Annotated in this window: 22 protein-coding genes; 13 read left to right on the top strand and 9 right to left on the bottom strand. The window is 43.6% G+C overall.

Annotation, left to right across the window (positions count from 1 at the left end):
• Window positions 1-128: 128 nt before the first annotated feature.
• Together L8S15_RS01010 and focA are read left to right on the top strand one after the other, a co-directional pair.
• Entirely contained in the window at window positions 129-1,433 is a 1,305-nt protein-coding gene (locus L8S15_RS01010; protein ID WP_016768568.1) for a hypothetical protein, read from the top strand.
• A gap of 362 nt (window positions 1,434-1,795) precedes the next feature.
• Window positions 1,796-2,638 carry a formate transporter FocA gene (gene focA / locus L8S15_RS01005; RefSeq protein WP_010440048.1) on the top strand — a complete coding sequence of 281 codons (843 nt, stop codon included), beginning with the start codon at window positions 1,796-1,798 and terminating at the stop codon, window positions 2,636-2,638.
• A gap of 318 nt (window positions 2,639-2,956) precedes the next feature.
• Here focA and L8S15_RS01000 read toward each other — a convergent pair whose 3' ends face one another.
• Window positions 2,957-3,751 (bottom strand): ABC transporter permease, encoded by a 795-nt coding sequence (locus tag L8S15_RS01000; RefSeq protein ID WP_010440050.1) that lies wholly within the window; start codon window positions 3,749-3,751, stop codon window positions 2,957-2,959.
• Window positions 3,752-4,188: 437 nt separating this feature from the next.
• Between L8S15_RS01000 and torE the strand changes: the two genes are divergently transcribed.
• From torE to torA, 3 genes are read left to right on the top strand one after another with little or no spacing between them, the layout of a single operon-like run.
• A complete protein-coding gene (gene torE, locus L8S15_RS00995; protein ID WP_010440051.1) occupies window positions 4,189-4,371 on the top strand; it encodes a trimethylamine N-oxide reductase system protein TorE in 183 nt (60 codons plus the stop codon).
• 50 nt (window positions 4,372-4,421) lie between these two features.
• Window positions 4,422-5,603 carry a pentaheme c-type cytochrome TorC gene (gene torC, locus L8S15_RS00990; protein ID WP_010440053.1) on the top strand — a complete coding sequence of 394 codons (1,182 nt, stop codon included), beginning with the start codon at window positions 4,422-4,424 and terminating at the stop codon, window positions 5,601-5,603.
• A 24-nt stretch (window positions 5,604-5,627) separates the two neighbouring features.
• Window positions 5,628-8,090: a trimethylamine-N-oxide reductase TorA gene (gene torA, locus L8S15_RS00985; RefSeq protein WP_010440056.1), complete on the top strand. Its 2,463-nt coding sequence runs from the start codon at window positions 5,628-5,630 to the stop codon at window positions 8,088-8,090.
• Between the two features lie 343 nt (window positions 8,091-8,433).
• Here the strand turns inward: torA and L8S15_RS00980 are convergent, their stop codons facing one another.
• On the bottom strand, window positions 8,434-9,648 hold the full coding sequence (locus tag L8S15_RS00980) for a putative manganese transporter (protein ID WP_280571909.1): 1,215 nt from the start codon (window positions 9,646-9,648) through the stop codon (window positions 8,434-8,436).
• A 201-nt stretch (window positions 9,649-9,849) separates the two neighbouring features.
• On the opposite strand from L8S15_RS00980, the gene L8S15_RS00975 reads away from it, so the two are divergent.
• Entirely contained in the window at window positions 9,850-10,755 is a 906-nt protein-coding gene (locus L8S15_RS00975; protein WP_010440060.1) for a manganese-dependent inorganic pyrophosphatase, read from the top strand.
• 150 nt (window positions 10,756-10,905) lie between these two features.
• A complete protein-coding gene (locus tag L8S15_RS00970) occupies window positions 10,906-11,295 on the top strand; it encodes a DUF2750 domain-containing protein (RefSeq protein ID WP_010440063.1) in 390 nt (129 codons plus the stop codon).
• Between the two features lie 203 nt (window positions 11,296-11,498).
• On the opposite strand, the gene L8S15_RS00965 is transcribed toward L8S15_RS00970, so the two are convergent.
• The 7 genes from L8S15_RS00965 to pspF all read right to left on the bottom strand — a co-directional run bounded on the left by L8S15_RS00965 (window position 11,499) and on the right by pspF (window position 18,677).
• On the bottom strand, window positions 11,499-12,278 hold the full coding sequence (locus L8S15_RS00965) for a DUF2927 domain-containing protein (RefSeq protein WP_280571908.1): 780 nt from the start codon (window positions 12,276-12,278) through the stop codon (window positions 11,499-11,501).
• Between the two features lie 35 nt (window positions 12,279-12,313).
• Window positions 12,314-13,096: an ATP-binding cassette domain-containing protein gene (locus tag L8S15_RS00960; protein ID WP_010440070.1), complete on the bottom strand. Its 783-nt coding sequence runs from the start codon at window positions 13,094-13,096 to the stop codon at window positions 12,314-12,316.
• Window positions 13,093-14,094, bottom strand: coding sequence for an oligopeptide/dipeptide ABC transporter ATP-binding protein (locus tag L8S15_RS00955; protein ID WP_010440073.1), 1,002 nt, complete (start codon window positions 14,092-14,094; stop codon window positions 13,093-13,095). Before L8S15_RS00955 ends, L8S15_RS00960 begins: the two co-directional genes overlap by 4 nt.
• Window positions 14,094-14,981: an ABC transporter permease subunit gene (locus L8S15_RS00950; protein WP_010440075.1), complete on the bottom strand. Its 888-nt coding sequence runs from the start codon at window positions 14,979-14,981 to the stop codon at window positions 14,094-14,096. The genes L8S15_RS00955 and L8S15_RS00950 overlap by 1 nt, the downstream gene beginning before the upstream one ends.
• Window positions 14,968-15,930, bottom strand: a complete 963-nt coding sequence (locus L8S15_RS00945) for an ABC transporter permease subunit (RefSeq protein WP_010440077.1) — start codon at window positions 15,928-15,930, stop codon at window positions 14,968-14,970. Before L8S15_RS00945 ends, L8S15_RS00950 begins: the two co-directional genes overlap by 14 nt.
• Entirely contained in the window at window positions 15,930-17,552 is a 1,623-nt protein-coding gene (gene sapA, locus L8S15_RS00940; protein WP_016786267.1) for an ABC transporter substrate-binding protein SapA, read from the bottom strand. Before sapA ends, L8S15_RS00945 begins: the two co-directional genes overlap by 1 nt.
• 102 nt (window positions 17,553-17,654) lie before the next feature.
• Window positions 17,655-18,677: a phage shock protein operon transcriptional activator gene (pspF, locus tag L8S15_RS00935; RefSeq protein WP_010440089.1), complete on the bottom strand. Its 1,023-nt coding sequence runs from the start codon at window positions 18,675-18,677 to the stop codon at window positions 17,655-17,657.
• A 298-nt stretch (window positions 18,678-18,975) separates the two neighbouring features.
• Between pspF and pspA the strand changes: the two genes are divergently transcribed.
• The 6 genes from pspA to L8S15_RS00905 all read left to right on the top strand — a co-directional run bounded on the left by pspA (window position 18,976) and on the right by L8S15_RS00905 (window position 25,657).
• Window positions 18,976-19,647: a phage shock protein PspA gene (gene pspA / locus L8S15_RS00930; RefSeq protein WP_010440091.1), complete on the top strand. Its 672-nt coding sequence runs from the start codon at window positions 18,976-18,978 to the stop codon at window positions 19,645-19,647.
• A gap of 15 nt (window positions 19,648-19,662) precedes the next feature.
• Window positions 19,663-19,896, top strand: a complete 234-nt coding sequence (gene pspB, locus L8S15_RS00925) for an envelope stress response membrane protein PspB (RefSeq protein WP_004734605.1) — start codon at window positions 19,663-19,665, stop codon at window positions 19,894-19,896.
• Window positions 19,889-20,275, top strand: a complete 387-nt coding sequence (gene pspC, locus L8S15_RS00920) for an envelope stress response membrane protein PspC (protein ID WP_016790799.1) — start codon at window positions 19,889-19,891, stop codon at window positions 20,273-20,275. The genes pspB and pspC overlap by 8 nt, the downstream gene beginning before the upstream one ends.
• A gap of 157 nt (window positions 20,276-20,432) precedes the next feature.
• Window positions 20,433-21,467, top strand: a complete 1,035-nt coding sequence (locus tag L8S15_RS00915; RefSeq protein WP_010440094.1) for an efflux RND transporter periplasmic adaptor subunit — start codon at window positions 20,433-20,435, stop codon at window positions 21,465-21,467.
• 1 nt (window position 21,468) lies between these two features.
• Entirely contained in the window at window positions 21,469-22,554 is a 1,086-nt protein-coding gene (locus L8S15_RS00910; RefSeq protein WP_010440097.1) for an efflux RND transporter periplasmic adaptor subunit, read from the top strand.
• Window positions 22,547-25,657, top strand: a complete 3,111-nt coding sequence (locus L8S15_RS00905) for an efflux RND transporter permease subunit (RefSeq protein WP_010440101.1) — start codon at window positions 22,547-22,549, stop codon at window positions 25,655-25,657. The genes L8S15_RS00910 and L8S15_RS00905 overlap by 8 nt, the downstream gene beginning before the upstream one ends.
• Window positions 25,658-25,750 lie beyond the last annotated feature (93 nt).

Here is a 25,750-nt window from a genome sequence, read left to right as displayed (position 1 = left end):
TTGGTTAAATTGGGTAATTTACACACGTTTACATCATGAGTGATGTCTATTGCTAAGTGGTTGTAATATATTGTGTGACTAGAAAGATATTGCATGCAGCTAATATTGTACAAAAAGGAAATGCATCAGTGAGAGTTAACAAAGTAGCATTGGTAATTAGTATGCTATTTGCTATCTCAGGTTGTCAAAGCACACCCTCAGAGCAGACAGACGCGAACCAAATCACAAATAATAATGAATCTACAACAGAGGTCCGTTCTTTTCAGTCTCTCCAAAGTGTTTACTCCCAATGGGAAATTAAACTTGAAGATCATGCTCAATTGTCTCTTTATGCTCCGGAGAATTACCATGAACTTCTAGATGCATGGGATGATGCTGAAAATATTTATGCAGATTTACTGAAAGATGAGAGTCGATTATCTAAAAGTTATTCGATTTTCTCGAGCCTAACTTATGCCGAAGCTTTTGATGAAAAAATTGCTCTGATCAAATCTAACTATGATTCGATTTTAGTTTTGAAGAAAAAAGCCGATCGAGTGCTAGCCGATTCGATAGTACAAATGGAATACCTTCAGTTTCTTGGTGCGGACACCATGTTTACATCGAGCTATAAGAAGTTGTATTCAGAGTACAGCGAGCTATTCGAATATGTATTGGTTGATGAGTTAGAAGATGCTCAGGAAGCACAGATCGAATTCCTCAATAGTGCTCGTCTGTTAGAAGTCAAAGTTGCTCATAAAAAATATATTGAGCCTTTGAAGAACGAATTAGAATTTTTGGAAGACGAAGATTTTGATGATGTGGTTCCCTTAACGTTTGCAAAGGCCGCTTCTCAAATAGCATTAGCTGAAAGCCAAGTGAAAGCGAGCCCACGCGAAAAATCGATTATTGAAGATGCCGTTCAAGCTGCAGAGTTTGAATTGAACCATGTACGTAGTGTAGCGCACGAAGTAAAGCTACTTGCGAGCGTGAAAGGTGATCGATTTGAGCAAACGGTATTGAATGCAGAGAACCAATTGTTAAGTATTTCTCAGGTAATTAATGACAAGGACTATCGTGATGTTGTGTTGCGCCTCCAATCTCAAAAGATTGTTGCTAGCGTTAAGGCATTAAAAAGTTCGGATATGACATCTTTATTAAAGTCAGAGATTGAAGCTTTGACTGAACAATTAGTTAAGTTAGAAAGCGATAATCAAAAGCAAGCTCAGCAATTGTTTGAAGCGACTAAGCACAATGAGTTATTAGGTGAGCAGGTCACCAAGAGCGATGCACACATAAAGAGCTTAGAAGAGCTGGTGGATAGTTTGAAAGGATTAGATGGTAAAGTTGCTAACGGAAGCGATTCTGATCTTGTTCCTTCTAACGTTGAATCTAACCTTGAAGATGAGACTTTAACACAACCATCAGAAGAAGTGATTGAGCCAGCAGTTTAGCATAACTAATGTCTTTATTTGTGACTGACTTAAAAGCGCCTAAGGGCGCTTTTTTACGTTCTGTTGATCTATATCAAAATCTCTAAATAAAAGCCCGTTAAATACGGTTAGAGTGTACGTTATTCTTTTGGTTTTTTCGTAACCTGTTGATATTTATGGATGTGTTATTTTTATTGTTGATAACGATTCATTCATAATAGTTTTGATTTTACTACTAAAGTCGTATGAAATTTTAATATCATTCAGAATTTAGTGCTTTATGCATAGTTAAAGTGAATTTGTGAGAAAAATAGCTCTTGAATTAAGAAATGAAAGAGAGGATTATCGCGCTCCCCGACAACATGTTTCAAAATGTAAATCACATGAATCTAAATCAATTTGACTCATTATTACCGCCACAAATGGCTGAGCGCGCTGCAGATATTGGCGTAGGTAAAGCAACCAAAGATCCCATTAAATCTTTTCTTCTCGCTATTTCTGCGGGTATTCATATCGGTATTGCCTTTGTATTCTATACCATCGTAACGACGGGTGCGGGTGATTTACCATGGGGTATTACTCGCTTATTGGGTGGCCTTGCATTTAGCTTGGGCTTGATTCTAGTCGTCGTGACTGGTGGTGAGCTATTTACTAGCTCTGTTTTAACGTTAGTGGCAAGAGCGAGCGGAAAAATTAGCTGGCGTACCCTGATGAAGAACTGGGCTACGGTTTATATCGGTAACTTGATTGGCGCGTTGCTACTAGTAGCTTGTATGCTTCTGACCAAACAATACATGTTCGACAACGGACAAGTGGGCTTGAATGCCATGGCTATTTCACAACACAAGATGCACCATGATTTTATCCAAGCTATCGCGTTAGGCATCATGTGTAATGTTTTGGTTTGTATTGCGGTGTGGATGACATTCAGTGGCCGTACATTAACGGACAAAATCGCAGTAATGATTTTACCTGTCGCGATGTTCGTGTCGGCAGGCTTTGAGCACTGTATTGCGAACATGTTCCAAGTACCACTCGCTATCGGAATTAAAACCTTTGCTCCCGCTGAATTCTGGACAATGACGGGTGCTAACCCTGCCGACTATGTTGACCTAAACATGATGGATTTCTTAATGAACAACCTGTTACCTGTGACTTTAGGCAACATCATTGGCGGCGGTATCTTTGTGGGTATGTGGTATTGGCTAATTTACTTACGCGATTAATCCAGTTTACAAAATTAACTCGGGTTCAGTAAAAACGCTGAACTGACTTATGACATTTACAAGACGGTCTGCATTGCAGGCCGTTTTTTATTTGTGGAAAACTTACTTATTCATTTCTCTAATTATTGAAACGAACGCCCAACAACGCTGATTTTCATGTGTGTATATGTCTTTGAAAACCCCCAAGGATCAATGGCAATGATCTTTTGTTGAGTCAAAGTGACCAAAAAAGGATCGATGTTGATTTGGTTATCCACAATTTCTGTGGATAACCTGTCTCAAATTCGGTGAGTAACCAGAACTGAGGGGAGGAGGTAGCTAGTTTGTTGGTTGTATACGGGCGAGAACTCGACCTTCTTTTGTTAGAGAGGTCTTCAAAGCTAGGTGAAGTGAGAGTGCCAAAGAACAGCTCATCATCACGAAAATCGCCAACATGATCATAAGCTGATATTTGATAGCAATCATTGGTGAAGCACCACCTAGGATTTGTCCTGTCATCATTCCTGGAAGTGTCACTAAGCCTGTGGTTGCCATGGAAGCCATAATAGGAGACATCGCCTTCTGTATAGCATTACGTATAAAAGGCGCTGCAGCATAGGTTGGAGCAGCGCCTAAAGCGATTGCCGCTTCATATTCTGACTTCTGCGTCTCAAAAGCGCCAAACAAGTTCTGCAGTGCCACAATATTACTGCTCAAGCTATTACCCAATAACATTCCTGCGATAGGGATAAGGTATTGCGCGTTCAAAATCGGTGTCGGTTTAATAATAAAGAAGCAGATAAACATGACTACGGGCACACATGTAACAGAGAGGCTCACGGCAACTGGGGCCAAAAGTAGGTTTTTCGGTAGTTTAGACTTTTCAACAATCGAGCTTGCACCGACGATTATCATGGTGAACAGCCACAATACATTGATCCACAAACTGTTCAGAGTGAACAAATATTCTAGGTAGAGACCGACAAGAAACAGCTGCACAACCATGCGAACAATACCGATAAAAGCTTCTTTGCCAAGGCCCAGTTTTAGCCAGTAATTTATCCCTATGGGGAGTACTAGAAGTGTACTGAATAACAACAATTGCCACCAAGATATATCAATAACGTCTTGCATAGTGCTTCCTTTTAAGTGGATACACATCATATATGAAAGTGTTAAATGATGCATTTTAGCTTCATTCCAGCTTACTCAAAAAACACCCAATGATTTAACAAACAAAACACAAAACATTGGTGATTTTAGGCTTTTTTAGCTACTACTTAGTAGGTAAAAGGTTAAAATTGGTTGCTAAATAGTTGCGCAGATGTTTGTTTTTAACATTTGTGAAATATACTTAATTCTTCACATTTGTTAATAGTTTTTAATAACTTTGTTTAACTGAAAACAAGTTTGGATGAGCTCAAAAAAGTATTGATTAGCAAGAGTTATAACGGGGGATTTGATTGAACCTTACTTTGTGTATGGTCTAAAATTTGTTGTTAGATACTCAAGAACTTTAGCTCCTTAGAATGAGCTACTCAGAATTACTAAATACAAAATAGGCAAAATGTATGAGTGATGTTAAAAAAATTGAAACTGGCGAAAAACGCTCGTTGGAGTGGAAGTCATTCCTCTTCATTGCGGTTGTTCTCTTTCCAATATTAAGTGTGGCTTTTGTAGGCGGTTACGGCTTCATAGTTTGGGCACTGCAAGTATTTGTATTCGGACCTCCTGGTGCTCATGGCGGCATGTAATGCCCTCTAGTAACAACATTTTTTAAAATCAATATTTAAGAGAGCTAAACATGAAATCATTTTTAGTTAAATTATGGCGCACAATGACTCGCCCAGCAGTACACATCAGTCTTGGTGTACTAACTATGGGTGGCTTTATCGCCGGTGTTATTTTCTGGGGCGGTTTCAATACAGCGCTAGAACACACAAATACAGAAGAGTTCTGTGTAAGCTGTCACACTATGCGTGACAACGTGTACGTAGAGCTACAAGAAACGGTTCACTGGAAAAACACTTCAGGTGTACGTGCAACTTGTCCTGACTGTCACGTTCCACATGAATGGACAGCAAAAATTGCTCGTAAGATGCAAGCATCTAAAGAAGTATTCGCTCAAGTATTTGGTGACCTAGACACACCAGAGAAATTCGAAGCGCGTCGTATTGAACTGGCTAAACATGAATGGGATCGTTTCTCTTCGAACAAATCTCTAGAGTGTAAAAATTGTCACAACTACGATTCAATGGATTTCGACAACATGCGCCCAACAGCGCGCATTCAGATGAAAAACGCAGCAGAGCGCGACCAAAGCTGTGTTGACTGTCACAAAGGTATTGCTCACAACCTTCCATTAGATATGGCATCGGCAAGCGGTATTGTTGGTGAGCTAGAAAATGTTGCAAGCAGCACATCTTACGCATCGGGTAGCGACGTTATTTCTATTCGTCATCTTCCAATGTATACAGATGAGACTGCTGAAGTTGAAGCGGGTCTACTAAGCCCTGCAAGTAAAGTTGCTGTGATCGATGAAAAAGGCGACATGATCAAGATTCAAATTGACGGTTGGCGTAAAGCGAAAGGCTTCGGACGTGTAATCCAAGAAGATTTCGGTATGAATATCTCGACTGCAATCTTGACGAAAGAAGTCTCTCAAAGTGACGCAATCACTGTTGGTGAGAAGAAAGAAGATGAGCTTACTGGCCTTCCATGGGAAGAAGTTAACCTAGCACTTTGGATGAAGAAAGAGTCTATGGTTGATAACTTCGATCCAATCTGGAACGCAGCGGGTCAAGCGTACCAATCTAACTGTTCAACGTGTCACTCACAGCCAGATGAAGCTCACTTCAGCGCTAACGGTTGGGTCGGTATGCTAGATGGCATGATTGCATTCGTTAACTTCGATACAGATACAGAAGCACTTGTTCTTAAGTATCTACAGAAGCACTCATCAGATTTTTCTGAAGGCCATCACTAATAAGACGTCAATTGGAGTAACACAATGGCAATTACAAGAAGAAGTTTTCTGAAAGGTGTCGCTACAACAAGTGCGGCATCGGTTATCGGTCCAAGCTTATTGGCGTCGGCATCAGCGTCTGCTGCAGAAACAGACGGCGCGTGGAAAGTCTCTGGTTCTCACTGGGGTGCATTCCGAGCTCGTGTTTACGCGGGTAAAGTACAAGAAATTAAACCTCTAGAAATCGATCAGCACCCAACAGAGATGCTGAAAGGTATTAAAGGTATTATCTACAGCCCATCTCGTGTGCGTTACCCTATGGTTCGCCTAGATTGGTTGAAGAAGCACAAGTACAGCGCTGACACGCGTGGTAACAACCGTTTCATTCGTGTGACTTGGGATGAGGCACTAGATCTTGTTTACCGCGAACTAGAGCGCGTACAGAAAGATTACGGTCCATGGGCACTTCACACCGGTCAAACTGGTTGGAGACAAACAGGTCAGTTCCACAGCTGTACTAACCACATGCAACGTGCAATGGCACTTCACGGTTACTCTGTGAAGAAAATCGGTGACTACTCAACAGGTGCTGGTCAAACGATCATGCCTTATGTGTTAGGTTCGACCGAAGTTTATGCACAAGGCACATCTTGGGAACTTATCTTAGAAAACAGTGACAATATTGTTCTTTGGGGTAACGATCCAGTGAAAAACCTTCAAGTAGGTTGGACATGTGAGACTCACGAGTCGTTTGCATATCTAGAACAGCTGAAAGAGAAAGTTGCTAAGAAAGAGATCAACGTTGTTTCTGTTGACCCTGTTAAAAACAAAACAGGTCGTTACCTAGAAAACGAGCAAATGTACATCAACCCACAAACTGATGTGGCGTTCATGCTAGGTGTTGCTCACGTTCTTTATAACGAAGACTTGTACGACAAAGAGTTCATCGAGACTTATTGTTTAGGTTTTGAAGACTTCATCAAGTACGTTCAAGGTGAAACGAAAGATAAAGTTGAGAAGACTCCTGAATGGGCTTCAGCTATCTGTGGCGCAAGCGCGGATTCAATTCGTGACTTCGCTAAGATGCTGGTTAACGGTCGTACACAGATCCTTGTGGGTTGGAGTATCCAACGTCAACAACACGGTGAGCAGCCTTACTGGATGTGTGCAGTTATTGCAGCAATGGTTGGCCAAATTGGTCTTCCAGGCGGTGGTATCTCTTACGGTCACCATTACTCTGGTATCGGTGTATCTTCAACTGGTTTCGCTGCTCCGGGTTCTTTCCCGTTGAACATCGACCAAGGTCAATCGCCTAAACACACCAACACAGATTACAACGGTTACAGCCGTGTAATCCCTGTTGCTCGTTGGGTAGATAGCTTGCTAGAGCCTGGTAAGAAGATCAAAGCGAACGGTTCTACAGTAACACTACCTGACATCAAGATGATGGTATTCAGTGGTAACAACCCGTGGCACCACCACCAAGATCGCAACAAGATGCGTAAAGCATTCAAGAGCCTACAAACGGTAGTAGCTGTTGATTTCGCTTGGACTGCAACTTGTCGTCACTCTGATATCGTGCTTCCAGCATGTACTCAGTGGGAACGTAACGATATTGATGGTTACGGTGCGTACTCTGGCCGTGGTTTGATCGCAATGCACAAGCTAGTGGATCCTCTGTTCCAGTCTAAAACTGACTTCGAGATCATGTCTAGCCTTACTAAACGTTGGGGTCGTTACGACGATTACACGCGTGGCATGGACGAAATGCAGTGGGTTAAATCTCTGTACGACGAATGTCGTGCTGCTAACGAAGGTAGCTTTGAAATGCCTGAGTTTGCTGAGTTCTGGGAAAAAGGTTTCCTAGACTTCGGTAAAGGCAAGCCATGGACTCGTCACGCTTCATTCCGTGAAGATCCAGAGATCAATGCACTAGGTACTCCTTCTGGTTTCATCGAAATCACAAGCCGTACTGTTGGTAATATGGGTTACGAGCACTGTCAAGAACACCCAATGTGGTTCGAGAAATCTGAACGTTCACACGGTGGTCCAGGCTCTGACAAACACCCGTATTGGCTACAATCTTGTCACCCAGACAAGCGCCTTCACTCTCAAATGTGTGAATCTGAAGAGTGGCGTGCGACTTACGCGGTGCAAGGCCGTGAGCCAATCTACATCAATCCAGTCGATGCTAAGAAGAAAGGCATCAAAGATGGCGATGTAGTACGTGTGTTCAATGACCGTGGTCAACTACTGGCAGGTGCTGTTCTAATGGATAGCTACGCTCCTGGTGTTGTTCGTATCGAAGAAGGTGCTTGGTACGGTCCGATCAACGAGAAAGTGGGCGCGCTAGATACTTACGGCGATCCAAACACACTAACTCAAGACATCGGTACGTCTGAACTTGCTCAAGCGACTTCAGCAAACACATGTTTGGTTAACTTCGAGAAGTTCCAAGGCAAACTGCCTCCAGTAACTTCATTCGGTGGTCCAATCGAAGTTTCTTAAGTTCTTGTTAAGTAGCCTAGCTTCTTAGTAGGGTAACTTAAGTACGAAAGCTTGAATTAAAGCCCCTGTAAGCATTCTTACAGGGGCTTTTTGTTTTTCTAGTGTACGTGTTGGGATTTCTAACTAAGCATTGTCACAGCGCCAATTTAGGGTGTTTTTGATACAGGCTTTAATGTGTGTTTGAGGTAGTTTGTAGAAGCAATGAAGCAGTAAGGGAATGTAAAAATAACCTGTTGTAAGAACTTAGACCGATGGAAAAAAGGTCAATACAAAGTACCGACCTAATAAAAACCTATTGGAGAAGCTTGAACCTGGGATATAAAGCGGAGCCCTAAATAGAAACTTAAGCTTCGAACATAAACCAATAACCGTATGCGCAAATCAAAGCAGGAACACTCGAATAGAAGGTCGCGACAAGCGCTGCTTTCGGTGCCATTGCAATCGCTGGGAATAGCGCATCACCATCATTCGAAATAGCGTTACCGACCTGAGCCGAGAGTGGCAGTGCGCCTGAGAGATAAAGGCTAGTCACCAATAGCTGAGGACCACAGCCAGGTAATAACCCCATCAACACACCCGCCAGGGGGATCATCATGCCCCAGCTTGAGAATAGCGTCGCAAAATCCACATTTGCTATCACAGAGCCAAATTCAAAGAAAAGAAAGGCCACCACAACCCACGCTGTTACGAAATTAGTATCTTGAGCCGTTTTTTGTAGTGGATGAGAGCCCACACACTTTTCGTCTTCACTCACGGCAGATTTGTAATCCTCAATTTCACGGGTCAGCCCCCACAGAAACATGGAGCTGATCAGCAAAATTGTTCCTGCCCACTCCATCGACATTTCAGGCAAAGCGAGTAACTCGTTAACATCGACTTGAAAAGAGCCGAGTAGGGCAACGGCAGCACCAGGAACAATCAGTACAGACCAAAGGTAACCTTGTAGGTTTATCGCTTTTTTAGAGACCGCTTTTTTGTCTTGAGATTGAGAAGCGCAGCTGTTAGTGACTTCACTTTTTTCTGCCGGTTTCGGGCGTAAGAAGTCGTCGGCGTGAAATAAGTTAATGATTCGGCCTGACGCAGTGCCCACAATCACGCCCATCGCCATCATGGCTAAACCTGTCTTAGGCTCGCTCGCTATGAGTAGGAACGCCGCGTCACCCATGGTCGAGACGAGCACCGCAACTACGGCACCAAATCCGAGTTCTCCTGAGATAAATTGTGTGGTCACCACTATCGCACCGCCACAGCCGGGTAGCGCCCCCATGAGAGCCGCGAATACCACTTGATTTGAGCGAGATTGATGAACGAGCTTGTTGAAGACGTTATCTTTGTTGATGTAGAGGCTTAACCAGTGGTAAATAGCCAAGGTTAACGCGACGTAACAAGACACGGCCCAGAAGGCATCTGACAAAGTGGTCACCGTCAATTCACGTGTGGCAGGGGCTGCCACTAAGGCTACAAGTGAGATAGGCAATAGCAGTCGCTTAAATGAGAGTGAAAACTGAGTTGTTTTCGAAGCACGATTGCTTGGCAAAAAAGAGATTAGTCGATCCATAGGTGTTACTCAAAATTGGTGGCTTAAGATAAATATATACGAATGATAATAATTATCAATTGCATTTGTTGTTTTTTTATCTATTGTTACTATTGGTTAAACCTACGAAACATGACCAATCTAAAAAAATGAGGTAAAGTATGGCAAATAAAGAGAGGCTCTAAAGGTAGAGTCATAATTGTTAGTGTAATAGGAAGAAACATGATTTTAGTTGTTGGTCACAAAAACCCTGATAGTGACAGTATTTGTAGTGCGTTAGTTGCAACTGAGCTTCTTAAAGCTCGTGGCGAGGAAGCGACACCAATTCGCCAAGGCGAGATCAACCGCGAAACTCAACACATTCTAGAAGTCGCTGGTGCTGAAAAGCCAGAGCTTCGTACTTCTGTTGCTGGTGAGAAAATCTGGCTAGTTGACTACTCAGATCTAGCACAAGCACCAGATGATGTTGCTGATGCAGAGATCGTAGGTATTGTCGATCACCACCGTCTAGGCGATGTGATGACAGTTAACCCAATGGAAGCTTGGATCTGGCCCGTTGGTTGTACAAACACTGTACTATTCAACATGTTCAAGATTGAAGGTCACGCTATCTCTCAACAAATCGCTAAACTAATGATGTCTGCAATTCTTTCAGACACTGTCGGTTTTGCTTCTCCAACATGTACTCAAAAAGACAAAGACGCCGTTGCTGAGCTTGCTGAAATCGCTGGCGTGACTGACGTTGATGCATTCATCAAAGCGCTTCTAATCGCTAAGACAAACATCGAAGGCCTATCTGCTGCACAGCTAGTAGAAAAAGACCTTAAAGGCTACCCATTCAACGGTCGTGATGTTGTTGTTGGTCAAGTTGAACTTGCGACTCTTGAGCAAGTAGACGGCATGATCGAAGCATTAGAAGCGGATCTTGAAGAGCGTTGTGAGAAAGACGGTCTAGCATTCGCTGCGGTAATGCTAACAGATATTACTACTGCACAAACTCGTCTACTTTACAAAGGTGAGTGGGCTGAGAAATTGGTTAAGCATGAGCAAAATGGTGTATTGATGATGGAAAATACATTAAGCCGTAAGAAGCAAGGTTGGCCTTGGCTTCAAGGCGAGCTAGCTTAATCAAGTCGCTTTAATAGTAAACGCCTGCTTATCTAGCAGGCGTTTTTCTTTGAAGTCGACTTTCTTCTTCAGAGGTATTAGTTGAAGTTAAGAACACTCGGCATAAAATAACTTTAAGAACAAAGTTACTGACTAAAGTAGGAAATTAAGATGACTACACAGCTAGACGATAAAAAAATCGCTGAAATCAACAAGTATACGGGTGAGCAACGCTTAAAATACTGTGTGAAAGAAATCGTAGCGAACCGTGAAGTATGGATCTTAACCGATGAGCACGGTTGTGTAATGTTGAACACAGAAGATGAAGATTGTGTTCCAGTATGGCCAAACCAAGAGTTCGCAGAATCGTGGGCAACGGGTGATTGGTCTGAGTGTAAAGCTGAGTCTATTTCGTTGAACAAGTGGCACAGCCGCTGGACGAACGGTCTTGAAGACGATGAACTTGCTGTTGTGGTATTCCCGAACGAGCAAGAAGAAGGTGTTATCTTGTTCCCGGATGAGTTCGACTTCGAGCTGAAGAAACAAGCGACTAAGCGATAATCCTCTCGTTAAACGGTAAGTTAGCGTTGTCTTCCTTTAGGCAGCGCTGTTGCTCTCTTTCTGATACTACGCTTCAACACTCAGCCACCAAATGAATACGTGTTAAAGTCGGTACCTGCTTCTTTGCCCATCACCCATTTCTACGTCCAATGACCACCTTTTCATCCAGTAACTCCCTTTTCGTCTAGTAACGACCGCTTAAATTAGTATCCTATGAGCTGATATAAAGGAGCCTGTTGCGCGTTCTTTGACGCTTGTTGAAGCACGCTTGTTTTCCTGTACCTCTCGAGTATCTTTCGAACGATAGGTTTTACTTCAGATTTTGTCATTCCAGCTTTCAGCTCGGGTTCATACAGTAGTTGCAGTAGCACCACATCTAAAGGTGATAATAAGTCTTCTGGTGTATGGTCATTGAAAATAGAAGGATATGCCGTATCTGAATCATTAGGCAGGCCGAGAACTTGTGTGATCTCTTCTACGATACATGCGACCAGCTTGCCTCGAGATCTGGCTTGATCCACGGGAATAATAACGCCTGCATAAACAATCTCTCCTTTTGAATTTGTACGATAGCCTGCGGTACAGATAGCGCTGCCCAAATGTTGAGTCGATTTAAGTTTGAGTATCGATTTGGCTTCGGAGACCCACTGGCTTTGTCTTGTGTATATCCACTTAACATTGGCATCGGACTCTTTAGTGACTATTTCAATGGGGTGCCGGGTAACCTGAGATAGGTGTTGAATATGGAGTTCTGCAAGCTCTTGATGCAACTCTTTGTCGCCAACTCGATGGTCGATCCAAATTTTGATCGGTTGGGTCCATTTAGCGAGTGGTTTGTTTCCTTCGGTATATTCGTGTTGAAGTGCAACATTATAAAACGCTGTTTCTACAAAGGTTTTATCTAGCCAGGTGAGCGATGTGCTTGCAACGTTAAAGGAAAACAGCCCGAGCAAGAGGGGAAGCATTGAAGCTATTCGTAACATACCTTTCCCCTTTGTAAAATATATCGCGATATGAATTAATGGCTCGGCGCTTTGGAAAAATGGCTCTCAACTAATCGTTGCGTGATTTGGTGAGTTGGATTGGTCAACACTTGATCCGTTTCTCCACTCTCAACCACATTACCTTCGTGCATGACAATGATCTTGTCGGTAATGTGTTTAACAATACCGAGGTGTTGAGATACATAAACGAACGATACTCCCATCTCTTCTTGTAGTTCTAAGAAAAGGTTGATGATTTGAGAGCGCATCGCCATATCCAAACCATTCAACGCTTCATCGGCAACAATGATTGATGGTTGAAGTATCAGCGCGCGAGCCAAACAAACCCTCTGTTTCTGGCCCGCAGCAAGCATCTGAGGATAGAAGTAGGCATGTTCTGGTAACAGGCCAACACGCAATAGTGTGTCTTTCACACGGCGCATTCGGGCTTCTGGTAGCATGTTGGTGTTTCGCTTCAATGGGCCTTCAAGAATACGACCAATCTGTATGCGAGGGTTAAGTGAAGTATTGGGATCCTGGAAGATCATGCGAATCAGCTTACAGCGAGTCGAATAATCTTTGTGTTCTAGCTTTTCACCATTCACACGAATCTCGCCCGCAGTGGGCTCAACCATACCGGCTAGCATTCTTGCTAATGTCGACTTTCCTGAACCATTCTGACCGATAAAGCCAATTGTTTGTCCGGCTTCAAGGGTAAAACTTACAGGCTTCACTGCTTGATGAATCTTTTTACGGAAAAGACCAGAGCGAGTCGTAAAGTCTTTAGATAGATCACTGACTTCTAATAATGCACTCATGATTTCTTTTTCTTCTCCATATTCAGAGGGAAGTGACAGTTAAACTTATGGTTTTTAATTCGCTTGGTATGCGGGATCTCTACACATTGCCTTTGTGCATATGGGCAACGAGGCCCCAATCGACAACCAATAGGTAGATGTTGTAATGGTGGAATCGATCCTGGCAATGACTGTAATTTTTCTTTGTGAGGGATCCAGTTATTGAAGTCTGGCATCGCTTTCAACAAAGCAACGGTATAAGGGTGTTTTGGTGCAGCCAACAATTTCTGCGTATCCGAAGATTCGACCGATTGACCACAGTACATAACGGTAATGCGAGTTGCCCACTGAGTTATGGTGGTTAAGTCATGGCCGATCAGTACGATAGTTGTGTTGTTAATCTGGTTCATGCGGCTCAATAGGCGCAATATTTGAGACTGAGTTATCGGATCCAAATCGTTAGTAGGCTCGTCAGCTATCAGCACTTTAGGTTTAGCTGCGATGGCCATTGCAATCATGATCTTTTGACACTCGCCATCGGTTAACTCGTAAGAGTAGCTATCCATCAAGCGAGAGTGATTTTTGATACCGACTTTGTGCAGCAGGGCGATTGCTTGTTTCTTACGCCATTTAAATCGTTGCCACCAGCGACCGTCGAATGCATGGGAAGGAATTGATTCAATGAGCTGGTGTCCCACTTTTTCCGATGGATCAAGACAACTCGATGGTTCTTGGAATATCATCGCAATATCGCGTGCAATTACACGACGCCTTTCTTTAGGCGTTAGTTGAAGTAGGTCGATATTGCCTAAGCGCATTCGATCGGCTGATACTTTCCAGTTTTCCTTACAAACACCTACGATAGCTTTGGCGACCAAACTCTTACCTGAGCCTGATTCACCTACAAGGCCACGAATTTCCCCTTCATTTAGGGTAATACTCATCCGATCTACAGCTTTAACCAACCCTTGAGGAGTCTCAATTTCGATGGTTAGATGTCGAATATCAAGTAACGGCATTATTCGATTCCTGCATTTAGTGCTTGGCGAACACCTTCACCGACGAGGTTAATTACGATCACTGTAAACATAATGGCGAGGCCGGGTAGCGTCACTGTCCATGGTGCAAGATAAATCAGCTCTACAGAGTCACCTAAGATAGAACCCCACTCAGTGCTCGGCGCTTGAGCGCCAAGCCCTAAGAAACCTAAAGCGGTGATATCTAAAATGGCAACTGACAGTGCTAGCGTAATTTCAAGTGCGACGACGGTGAGAATGTTGGGAACAATCGAATTCCATAACAGATAGAAATCGTTTGCACCATCAAGGCGAGAAGCCAGAATATAGTCTTTCTCTACCTCAGCATGCACAGCAATGTAGACCGAGCGGATAAAGCGCGGTATAAGCGCCAAACATATCGCTAGTAAGATATTAAATTCACCGAAGCCTAAAAAAGCCACAAAAATAATCGCTAGCAGCAGAGACGGAATTGACATAACGGTATCGAGCAGGTGATTAAGTGTGCTTGATAGTAGCCCACGAGTCATACCTGCGAGCACGCCAATTAAACAACCAATCACAGCAGCAATGAATGTGATGACAACAGCAGCACCGAAGGTCAACTGAGAACCAATAATGAGGCGAGAAAGGATATCTCGGCCCAAGTCGTCGGTACCTAGGAAATATTCCACCGTGCCTGCTGGATCCCAAGATGGCGGGGTTAAAAGGTGACCTGTTTGTTCGTGGGAATCGTGCGGTGCCAACCAAGGCGAAGTGACCGTGATTAGGATGATAAAGACTAAGCACCACAACCCGAACATCGCGAGGTTATTACCACGAAAGCTGCGCCAGAAACGTTCGAACTGGGTTGGAACTTGCTCTTCTTGGTAGACGTTATTTGTTAGCATACCATTCCTTCCTTACCAGTGGGTTAACCATTGCGCCCAATAGATCGGACAGAATGTTTGCGGTCAAAACCAGTGTCGCTACTACAATTACGCCAGCTTGAATCGAAACGTAATCTTGATTCGAAAGAGCATCTAGCAACCAGCGGCCAATACCAGGCCAGTTAAAGATGGATTCGGTAATAATAGCGAGCGTTAACATACTGGATAGTTGAACGCCGACTTTCGGAATGATCGGTGGGATCGCATTTCTTAATACGTGTTGCATGACGATCTCTCTGGTAGACAGACCTTTAATACGTGCCGCGCGGATGTAGTTTTGCGTCATCACTTCAGCCACCGATGATCTCATCAGTCGGATAACTTGAGTTGTCGGGGCTAACGCTAAAACAAGACAAGGTAACGCCATATGCTCGATAACACTTTGTAGTGCATGTGCTCGGTATCGACCTTCTGCAAAAAAGGCATCGATCATGGCAAACCCAGTTACGTGTTCAATCTCGTAAAGCAGATCATAGCGACCGCCAACAGGGAACATTTCAAAGTGCAGTGAAAACACCATGATCATCAACAACGCGACCCAAAATATAGGAGCAGAGTAACCTGCCATTGAGGTAAACGAGATCGTGGTATCGACCAATTTACCTTGTCTCATACCGGCGATGGTGCCGAAAGGAATGCCAATAAATAGTGCCAGAACGAAAGCAAAGAAACACAGTTCTAACGTTGCTGGGAATACGATGGCAAGTTCATCGATGATAGGTGCACCGTGTTTACTTAGGCCAAAATTAAGGGTCGATAACTCTGTAATATAGCTAATCCAACCGGGCCAGAAATCTTGAATTGCCCAAGGAGAAGTTTGGTCTAGTCGAAGTAGCGAAAAGCCCACTAAAGTCAGGATCGCAAGCGTAATAACAAATAAATTTACACGTCTTAATGTATACCAAAACATCAGTTCACCTCTCTTCTGACTTGATCAAAAGGTTGAGCGTTGAACGGGCTCTGTTTGAAACCGGTCAGTGAACGGTCGTGGACGCGGAATTGCACGCCGTGTGCGAGAGGTATCACAGGAACTTCTTCGTTCAATATGTTTTGGGCTTGTCGATACAGGTTCACACGGTGCCTTTGTTGATTTATTTCCAAGGCTAAGTCGAGAAGGAAATCAAAATCCGAATTACACCACATAGAGACGTTTAGCCCGGCACGTTCAGAGCTGCAAGAGAGTAAAGGACGCAAGAAATTATCAGGATCTCCGGTATTGCCTATCCAACCAGTAAGAAGCAGATCTGTTGAGGCAATCGATGATAGCTGTGTACGGTCGAATCGGTCGTCGGTATAGAGTTTCAGTTCAACACCGATATCGGCAAAGTTAGCTTGGATAAGCTCTGCCGTTTTTCTCGGGCTTGGGTTGTATGCTCTTGGTTCTAGCGGCACCCACATTGAAAGCTCTAAACCTGGTTCAACACCGGCTTCTTTAAGAAGCGCTAAGGCGTAGTTTCGGTCATAGCGAACCTGAACGCTGTCTTTCTGATGAGCCCAAGACGTTGGTGGCAATAAGGTGTAGGCCTTGGTACCTGTACCGTAGTACACAGAGTCGAGTATGTTCTGACGATTGATTGCTAAATTGAGTGCTTTACGGACTCGAGAGTCACGCAGTGCTGGGTGTTCAGTGTTAAGCGCAATGAAAGAGACATTGACAGCAGGGGTTGCTGAAATCTTTAATTCTTCACGGGCTTGAATGACTGGGATCTGGCTAGAAATTGGCGAGTTCAAGACATCACACTCATTGCGAAGCAGCTTGGCAAGCGTGCCTGTTCCACGTTGCGATGTGTCGAATACAACTTGGTCCATTTGAACGTCACCTTTCCAGTAACGCTTGTTCTTTTTCAAGCGCACTAGATCGTTGATCTGATATTCATCTAGGTAAAAAGGACCAGTACCAACAGGTTTAGAATCGATCTCATTTTTCTCGTCAGTCGCAATCAACTTGTTGGCGTATTCTTTGGAATGAATCACCGCGTAACTGGTGGCAATATTGTTGAGGAACGAGTTGTCTGGGTGGCTTAATCGGAATTTTACCGTTAGGTTATCAACTGCAGTGATATCGACAATTAAGTTTTGGAAATCGATGCCTGCAAACCATGGGTATAGGCCGCCACCCACATAATGGAATGGGTTCGAACTATCAATGATTCGTTCAAAACTAAAGACTACGTCTTCCGCGTTCATGCTGCGAGTTGGGGTAAACCAGTCTGTGGTTTGAAACGCAACATTGGGGCGAAGAGTGAAAGTGTACTCAGTACCTGACTTGTCGACAGACCAACTTGTTGCCAAGTTCTCTTTTGGTCGGTACGTCATAGGGTCAAGCGTTAGCAGTGTGTCGAAAATTTGAGGGCTCAGTGACTCAGAAGTAATGCCACTATCAACCAGTTGTGGGTTGAAGGTGCTAGGATTACCTTGGCCGCAATAGATGAAGCCTTTTTCACGGATTTGTTCGTGATCGACACTCTCACCACATCCAGCTAAAAAGCTCAGCGTACAGATGCTCAGTGATAGTCTTATTAGTGCTTTCATAAAAAGAAATACTTTTCGAAACGAGGCATTAGAGGAGCCTCAAGATCCGGACAATTTAACATTTTATTTATTCGGCTCCAAATAATAATCAATTGTGGACAGCTATTTATCGTTAGCTTGTCCAACAATCGCGTACTTCCTCACCATTCCTCGTAATTGGTTGTAGGTTAACCCGAGTAATTCTGCTGCTTGCTTTTGGTTATACTTGCTTTGTTTTAAGGCTTGATTGAGCAGCTGGATGTCTTGTTGTTCTTGCCATGCTTTGTAGTCAAGCGGCAAAGAAAATGTCCCTTCAGATGAAGTATGGTTGGTGGATGGATCATTGCCAATTTCTAGTGTGGAATTTTGCTCAGTTTTCCATGCTGGCTCAAACGGGTTAAACACTAAAGTTTCAATAGGATATGGATTCTTACCGTGTTGATAGATAGCACGTTCAATAACGTTTTTGAGTTCTCTCACATTTCCTGGCCAAGAATAATCCAACAACGCATCAACGGCTGAAGGTGAGAAGCCGACAAACAATTCTAGTTCCAATTCTCGACACATCTTGATGGCGTAATACTCGGCGAGCAGTGTGATGTCTTCTTTGCGCTCACGAAGCGGCGGGATAGTAATCACGTCAAACGCCAGCCTGTCCAATAAATCGGCTCTGAATTCTCCCTTCAATGCCATAGCGGGTAGGTCGGCATTGGTTGCGCAGACTAGCCTTACATTAGCACTTAGTGCTTTTTGCCCGCCCACACGCTCATACTGACCGTATTCAATTACACGCAATAGCTTCTCTTGAACAGCAAGGGGAGTTGTAGCGAGTTCATCTAGAAAAAGGGTTCCACTTTCAGCTCTTTCAAAACGACCTTGATGGCGTCCTTTTGAACCAGTAAAAGAACCAGATTCATGACCAAACAGTTCTGAATCAATCAATCCTTCACTGAGTGTTGAGCAGTTCAGTGAGATCAAGGGTTGATCCCAGCGTCTTGAAAGGTAATGCAGCCTTTGAGCGATTAGCTCTTTACCCGTACCACGCTCTCCTATGATCAGAATCGGCCTTTCAATGTGGGCTAACTGAGACACTTTATCCAAAACAGAGAGAAAGCTAGGTGATTCACCAATAAGATTCTGCTGCATAGCGGTTCCTTGTGTGGTTTGAGCGCTGGTTGATGCTATTAGAGGGCTCAATTTAAATAGCTTAAGCAAAAGAGTAGTGGCGAAAAATACCATTACTTGGCTAAATTCATCATAGCATGTATAAACTTAATCACCATTTTATTATAAGTTATTGATAATAAATGGCTTAAAAGTTGGCACGCTACTTGGATTACTCATAGTAGGTTTAACAATAAACGTAAATTTGTGAGCAGGTGGATTGAGAAGTCGAACAACGATTTAAAACACATTTGCCATCATTGTAATTAAGGAGTTCCTCATGGGTATTTTTTCTCGCTTTGCAGACATTGTAAATTCAAACATCAGTGCACTATTAGATAAGGCTGAAGATCCAGAAAAGATGATTCGTCTTATTATCCAAGAAATGGAAGACACCTTAGTTGAAGTTCGTACCAACTCAGCAAAAGCAATTGCTGACAAGAAAGAGCTAGCGCGTAAAGTAGAAGCTATCGAAACACAGATTCTAGATTGGCAAAATAAAGCGACACTTGCCCTGACCAAACAACGCGAAGATTTGGCGAGAGCGGCGCTAATCGAAAAGCAAAAACTGGAAGACATCATCAAGAGCCTTCACACCGAACAAACCTTGGTTCATGAAACCATCGAAAAATTGACGAGTGAAATTGGTAAACTTGAAACAAAGATCGCAGAAACTCGTGCAAAGCAGCAAGCACTTATGATTCGTAATAACGCTGCGAGTAATCGTCGTGATGTTCAAAAACACTTGCACTCAAGCAAAACCAACGAAGCAATGGCGAAGTTTGAGCAATTCTCGCGTAAAGTGGATGAATTAGAAGCTGAAGCAGACGTTTACGCTAAGACAGGCAATGCAAAATCTTTAGATCAAGAATTTGCCGAACTACAAGCTCAAGATGAAATTGAAAAAGAGCTGGCGAAACTGAAGCAGCAAGTTGAAAACCGCGATAAATAATTTTAGGAGTTGTCTATGTCAACATTTCTAATTGCAGGTCCACTGATTGTCTTTTTAATCTTCGTGGCACCGCTATGGTTGTTCTTACATTACCGCAGCAAGAAGAAATCCAGCAATGGTCTTTCAGAGACGGATCTTCAACGTTTACACAAGCTTTCTGCTCAAGCTGAATCGATGCAAGATCGCGTGAAAACGCTAGAAAAAATACTGGATGCGGAGTCACCTAACTGGAGACGAAACTATGAGTAGAGAACTGTATCGCGATCCCATTAACGGTAAGCTTTCTGGAGTATGTGCCGGGTTAGCGAACTATTTTGGCCTGGAAGTTTGGTTGGTTCGTATCTTAGTTATCTCTGCGGCGCTACTTGGCGGAAGCTTTCTTGTCTTACTGGCGTATATTGCTTTGACATTTATGATTGAAAAACAACCACCTCAGTATGTCGATGAAATGAAAGCTAAACAAGAGCACACGCTGAAGCAAAAACCTTGGGAAAAAGGGCAAACGGCAGAGACTCTATTAGGCACTTTAGAAGATGATTTACAGAAGTTAGAGACCAGTGTGCGTAATATGGAAGCCTATGTAACCTCAGACACTTTTAAAGTCGACCGCGCATTTAAGAACATGTAACGGTAAACCTAAAAAAGATTAGATAACGGTTTAGGAAAATTTATTCCAAGCCGTTATTTTTTTTAATAATTTTGTCTAAATAAATCTTACGATAACTGGTAAGTTACATGTGATTAATCTATGTTATAAAAATATTTATAGATATGGATGATCACCAATGTATAGAGCCTCCGTTGTCCTTTTGACAGCCTTAGCTGGGTTGTCTGGGTGTGGTAAGGAGCTTCCTCCGGTACCTGAGCCTGAATCTAGACCCGCCAAACTCTTCACTGTCTCCGTTGGCAATAATGCCTTTGAACGTAGTTTCCCTGCCACCACTGAAGCCGGCGACAAAGCGGTACTTGCATTTCGTGTTCCTGGTTTATTGCAGAGCATTGACGTTACGTCTGGTCAGCAGGTTAACAAGGGTGATGAACTTGCAACGCTCAATCCTGATGAATATCAGTTGTTAGAAAAGCAAGCGAGAGCGAATTTTAAATTAGCCGATGTTCAATACCAACGTTCAATAAAGTTGCGTAAAGACCGAGTGGTATCAGAGCAAGATTTCGATCAGGCCAAAGCAAATCATAATTCGGCTAAAGCGGTTCTTAACCAAGCAAAAGCGAACCTTCGCTATACCACTTTGGTTGCGCCTTACGATGGAACGATTTCCATTATTCCCGCTGAAAACCATGAATACATCGCAGCCAAGCAAGGTGTGATGAATATTCAAACCAATCAAATTCTTAAAGTCGTATTCTTATTGCCCGACCAACTTATTACGCGCTTTTCTTCAGGGTTTGAGACAGATGCAACCATGGTTTTTGATGCGTTTCCTGAAAACTCTTACGTTTTAACCTTCCAAGAAGTGGATACTGAAGCCGACCCTACAACAGGCTCATACAAAGTCACTATGGTTATGGAAAGACCAACTGATGTCGGCATTTTACCGGGTATGTCTGGCACGGTAAATTTGGTTTCAGCACAGGCGGCAGCAACCAAAATTCCAACGTCAGCAATGATGACCGATGGGGATGACGTCTCAGTCTGGCGCGTAGATAGCGACGGTATTGTTGAAAACGTAGCCATTGTGATTGATGAAAAGCGTCATATCGTGTCTGGCCTAAACGATGGCGACCGAGTAGTGACTTCTGGTGTTAATGGTCTTGAAGCTGGCGTCAAAGTTCGTGAGTGGATCAAGGAAAGGGGGCTATAACATGAAAGCACTTAAGGTAGTTGCAGGAATGTCGTGTTTGGCCTTACTTACAGCTTGTGAAGATAAGCAAGTTGTGGAAGTCAATAACACTCCTTTGGTTAAAGCTATTGAGATCTCAGTCATCGATTTTAGCGATAAACTCTACTTCCCCGCAGTCGCAAACGCTGCGGAGAAAGCTCATCTCAGTTTTCGAGTTGCAGGTGAAATCAATAAGCTCGATGTGAAAGAGGGTGAGCGGGTTAAAGCTGGAGATATTATTGCTGAGTTGGATCCTACCGACTACCAATTGGAGGTGGATAACACTCAAGCACGATACACAGTAATCAATAGCCAGTACCGACGTTCAAGTCCACTTGTTAAAAAAGGCCTATTGGCTAAGTCTCAGTTTGATGAAATTGCCGCTCAACGACAAATTGCTTACGCCGAACTTGAATTAGCAAAACTGCGCTTGTCGTTCACTAAGCTTCGCGCCCCAGTTGATGGAATTATCTCTCGAGTCAGTGTCGACCAATATGAAAACATTCAGGTTGGCCAACAAATCGTAAATATTCACAGCATTGAAGATGTCGAGGTGGTGATCCAGCTGCCCGATCAAATCTATGTGAATCAACCCAATGAAACATTGCTCTCGAATGTTGAAGCCGTAGTGAGAGTTCCAAGCGGTAACGAATACACCGCAGGTATTAAAGAGTTCACAACCGAACCGGACCCAAGTACGGGTACCTTTACAGTGACACTTGCTTTACCTATGCCAGAAGATGACTTGATTCTTGATGGTATGGCTGTGGAAGTGACTTCAAACGGGCGAGATATCGGCTTGGAATTGAAAGCTGGAGTTTTGATTCCAATTGAAGCTGTGTTTAATGCCGATGGCGATGAGTTAACGCGTCAAAACTCTTATGTTTGGGTACTCAATGACGACAACACCGTCTCGAAGCAGCAAGTTGTGTTAGGAAAAGCAAACCAGAAAACGTTGCAGATAATGAAAGGATTGGAAGTGGGGCAGCATGTCGTTGTTGCAGGCGTATCGCGATTGCGAGATGGGATGACAGTGGAAGTATTGTCTCAGGAGACGAACAATGAGTGAAGTAAATAACAAGCCCCAAAATGACGATCAACAGGGTGATGATCAGATCACAGGTGTTGCTTCTTACTTTATACGTAACAAAGTCATTAGCTGGATGCTGTCTCTGATCTTTCTTATTGGTGGTGTCTCTGCATTTTTTGGGTTAGGGCGTTTAGAAGACCCTGCTTTTACCATCAAAGATGCAATGGTCGTGACCTCTTACCCAGGGGCTACGCCTCAGCAAGTGGAAGAAGAAGTTACCTACCCATTAGAGAAAGCCATTCAACAGCTTACCTATGTAGACGAAGTGAACTCTATCTCTAGCCGTGGCCTATCTCAGGTAACGGTAACTATGAAGAATAACTATGGTCCAGATGATCTTCCGCAAATCTGGGATGAGCTTCGCCGAAAAGTGAATGATCTCAAGGTTGAACTGCCACCCGGCGTTAATGATCCTCAAGTCATCGATGACTTCGGTGACGTTTACGGTATTTTGCTTGCAGTGACGGGTGATGGTTACAGCTACAAAGAACTGTTGGATTACATTGATTACCTAAGAAGAGAACTCGAGTTGGTCGATGGGGTCAGTAAAGTTTCTGTTTCTGGTCAACAGCAAGAACAAGTCTTCATTGAGATATCGATGAAGCGGATAAGCTCCTTGGGGCTGTCGCCAACAACCGTGTTTAATCTTTTATCGACTCAGAACATCGTTTCTAGTGCTGGTGCGGTAAGGATTGGCGACGAATACATACGGATCCACCCAACGGGTGAGTTCCAAAACGTAGAACAACTTGGCGATTTGATTCTTACCGAAGGTGGCGCTCAAGGACTTATCTACCTAAAAGATGTTGCTGATGTAACGCGTGGCTATGTTGAAGTACCGAGTAACATTATTGGTTACAACGGAAAACTTGCGCTCAACCTGGGTGTCTCCTTTGCTCAGGGAGTGAACGTGGTTGCGGTGGGGGAGGCTTTTGATAGACGACTTGCAGAACTGAAATATCAACAACCTGTCGGTATTGATATCTCGGAGGTTTATAACCAGCCAAAAGAAGTCGATAAATCGGTAAGTGGATTTGTGGTCAGCCTCGGACAAGCGGTTGCCATCGTAATTATTGTGTTGTTGTTCTTCATGGGGCTTCGCTCTGGTTTGTTGATCGGTTTGATACTGTTGTTGACCGTTTTTGGCACTTTCATTTTTATGCAGTATTTCAAAATCGATTTACAACGTATCTCGCTAGGCGCCCTGGTTATCGCCTTGGGGATGCTGGTGGATAATGCCATTGTGGTGGTGGAAGGGATATTGATTGGCACGCAGAAGGGGCGAACCCGGATGCAGGCCGCCACCGATATCGTTACCCAAACTAAATGGCCGCTGCTGGGTGCAACTGTTATTGCGGTCACCGCTTTTGCACCGATAGGCTTGTCTGAAGACTCAACCGGTGAATACTGTGGCACCTTGTTCACGGTTCTACTTATCTCGTTAATGCTGAGTTGGTTTACTGCTATCTCAATTACGCCGTTCTTTGCTGATATTTTCTTTAAAGGTCAAAAGATTGACCCAGATAGCGAAGGTAAGGACCCATACAACGGGATGGTTTTTGTTATCTATAAAAACTTCCTTGAGTTCTGTATGAAGCGCGCGTGGCTTACCATGTTTGTTCTGATTATTGGTTTAGGCGCGAGTGTTTATGGTTTTGGTTTTGTGAAACAGGCCTTCTTCCCATCTTCAACTACACCAATGTTCCAAGTGGATGTGTGGATGCCAGAAGGTACCGATATTCGTGCAACCAACACCAAGCTTAAAGTGCTTGAAGGTTGGTTAGCGGAGCAGGATGAAGTCGAACATATCACGACGACGGCGGGTAAAGGCTTACAACGTTTCATGCTGACTTACTCTCCAGAAAAAAGTTATAGCGCATACGGTGAGATAACCGTTCGTGTGAAGAGTTATGAAGTGCTTGAGGGACTAATGCTGCGTTTTCGTGAACACGTAAACAGTCAGTTCCCTGAAATAGACTACAAGCTGAAACAAATTGAATTAGGTCCAGGTGGCGGTGCAAAAATTGAAGCAAGAATTGTAGGTTCTGATCCAACGGTACTGCGTTCAATTGCTGCGCAAGTTATGGATATCATGCGTGCTGATGACGGTGCGTTTAATATTCGTCACGATTGGCGTGAAAGAACCAAGGTGTTAGAGCCTCAGTTCAATGAAAGCCAAGCTCGCCGTTATGGTATTACCAAATCTGACGTTGATGATTTCCTAGCAATGTCTTTCTCTGGTAAATCGATTGGTGTGTACCGCGATGGTACTACGTTGATGCCTATCGTCGCGCGTTTACCGGAAGATGAGCGTATCGATATTCGTAACATTGAAGGCATGAAGATTTGGAGCCCAGCATTAAGTGAATACATCCCACTTCAACAAGTCACGCTAGGCTACGAGTTGGAATGGGAAGACCCACTGATCATTCGTAAGAACCGTAAGCGTATGCTAACGGTGATGGCCGACAATGACCTGTTGGGTGAAGAAACGGCTTCAACCCTGCAGAAGCGCTTACAGCCGCAAATTGAAGCGATTGAGATGCCACCGGGTTACTCACTTGAGTGGGGTGGTGAATATGAGTCATCTGCTGATGCACAGGCGTCACTTTTCACAACCATGCCTTTGGGTTACTTGTTCATGTTCTTGATTACCGTGTTCTTGTTTAACTCTGTAAAAGAACCATTAATTGTTTGGTTGACGGTTCCATTAGCACTAATTGGGGTAACGACAGGCTTATTAGCCTTGAATACACCATTTGGCTTTATGGCATTGCTAGGCTTCTTGAGTTTATCCGGGATGCTACTTAAGAACGGTATCGTATTACTTGATCAAATTGAGATTGAAATGAAGTCAGGTAAAGATCCGTACATAGCGGTTGTTGACGCTGCATTAAGCCGTGTTCGTCCGGTATGCATGGCCGCGATTACGACCATTTTAGGTATGATCCCGTTACTGCCTGATATCTTTTTCAAGCCAATGGCAGTAACCATTATGTTTGGTTTAGGCTTTGCGACTGTACTGACGCTAATCGTAGTACCTGTGTTGTATCGTCTATTCCATAAGATTGAAGTGGCTTAACGCTAGGGCGTGTTGACCAGCAAACGCTGCCCGAAGGGTTCGAGCTGGGCGCCCCGCAAAAAGCATTTTACTCTTTGTTGAGGGAGATTTGCT

It is taken from the genome of Vibrio sp. S/42/10, assembly GCF_029890535.1.
GTDB classification, from domain to species: domain Bacteria; phylum Pseudomonadota; class Gammaproteobacteria; order Enterobacterales; family Vibrionaceae; genus Vibrio; species Vibrio cyclitrophicus.
Note: the sequence above shows the minus strand (reverse complement) of the source record. Positions and strands in the feature narration are given on the sequence as shown.

What these genes read in the sequence shown, in the direction of transcription:
- focA (WP_010440048.1), top strand. Translation starts at nt 1,796, where the DNA reads ATGAATCTAAATCAATTTGACTCATTATTACCGCCACAAATGGCTGAG.
- L8S15_RS01000 (WP_010440050.1), bottom strand. Translation starts at nt 3,751, where the DNA reads ATGCAAGACGTTATTGATATATCTTGGTGGCAATTGTTGTTATTCAGT.
- torE (WP_010440051.1), top strand. Translation starts at nt 4,189, where the DNA reads ATGAGTGATGTTAAAAAAATTGAAACTGGCGAAAAACGCTCGTTGGAG.
- torC (WP_010440053.1), top strand. Translation starts at nt 4,422, where the DNA reads ATGAAATCATTTTTAGTTAAATTATGGCGCACAATGACTCGCCCAGCA.
- torA (WP_010440056.1), top strand. Translation starts at nt 5,628, where the DNA reads ATGGCAATTACAAGAAGAAGTTTTCTGAAAGGTGTCGCTACAACAAGT.
- L8S15_RS00980 (WP_280571909.1), bottom strand. Translation starts at nt 9,648, where the DNA reads ATGGATCGACTAATCTCTTTTTTGCCAAGCAATCGTGCTTCGAAAACA.
- L8S15_RS00975 (WP_010440060.1), top strand. Translation starts at nt 9,850, where the DNA reads ATGATTTTAGTTGTTGGTCACAAAAACCCTGATAGTGACAGTATTTGT.
- L8S15_RS00970 (WP_010440063.1), top strand. Translation starts at nt 10,906, where the DNA reads ATGACTACACAGCTAGACGATAAAAAAATCGCTGAAATCAACAAGTAT.
- L8S15_RS00965 (WP_280571908.1), bottom strand. Translation starts at nt 12,278, where the DNA reads ATGTTACGAATAGCTTCAATGCTTCCCCTCTTGCTCGGGCTGTTTTCC.
- L8S15_RS00960 (WP_010440070.1), bottom strand. Translation starts at nt 13,096, where the DNA reads ATGAGTGCATTATTAGAAGTCAGTGATCTATCTAAAGACTTTACGACT.
- L8S15_RS00955 (WP_010440073.1), bottom strand. Translation starts at nt 14,094, where the DNA reads ATGCCGTTACTTGATATTCGACATCTAACCATCGAAATTGAGACTCCT.
- L8S15_RS00950 (WP_010440075.1), bottom strand. Translation starts at nt 14,981, where the DNA reads ATGCTAACAAATAACGTCTACCAAGAAGAGCAAGTTCCAACCCAGTTC.
- L8S15_RS00945 (WP_010440077.1), bottom strand. Translation starts at nt 15,930, where the DNA reads ATGTTTTGGTATACATTAAGACGTGTAAATTTATTTGTTATTACGCTT.
- sapA (WP_016786267.1), bottom strand. Translation starts at nt 17,552, where the DNA reads ATGAAAGCACTAATAAGACTATCACTGAGCATCTGTACGCTGAGCTTT.
- pspF (WP_010440089.1), bottom strand. Translation starts at nt 18,677, where the DNA reads ATGCAGCAGAATCTTATTGGTGAATCACCTAGCTTTCTCTCTGTTTTG.
- pspA (WP_010440091.1), top strand. Translation starts at nt 18,976, where the DNA reads ATGGGTATTTTTTCTCGCTTTGCAGACATTGTAAATTCAAACATCAGT.
- pspB (WP_004734605.1), top strand. Translation starts at nt 19,663, where the DNA reads ATGTCAACATTTCTAATTGCAGGTCCACTGATTGTCTTTTTAATCTTC.
- pspC (WP_016790799.1), top strand. Translation starts at nt 19,889, where the DNA reads ATGAGTAGAGAACTGTATCGCGATCCCATTAACGGTAAGCTTTCTGGA.
- L8S15_RS00915 (WP_010440094.1), top strand. Translation starts at nt 20,433, where the DNA reads ATGTATAGAGCCTCCGTTGTCCTTTTGACAGCCTTAGCTGGGTTGTCT.
- L8S15_RS00910 (WP_010440097.1), top strand. Translation starts at nt 21,469, where the DNA reads ATGAAAGCACTTAAGGTAGTTGCAGGAATGTCGTGTTTGGCCTTACTT.
- L8S15_RS00905 (WP_010440101.1), top strand. Translation starts at nt 22,547, where the DNA reads ATGAGTGAAGTAAATAACAAGCCCCAAAATGACGATCAACAGGGTGAT.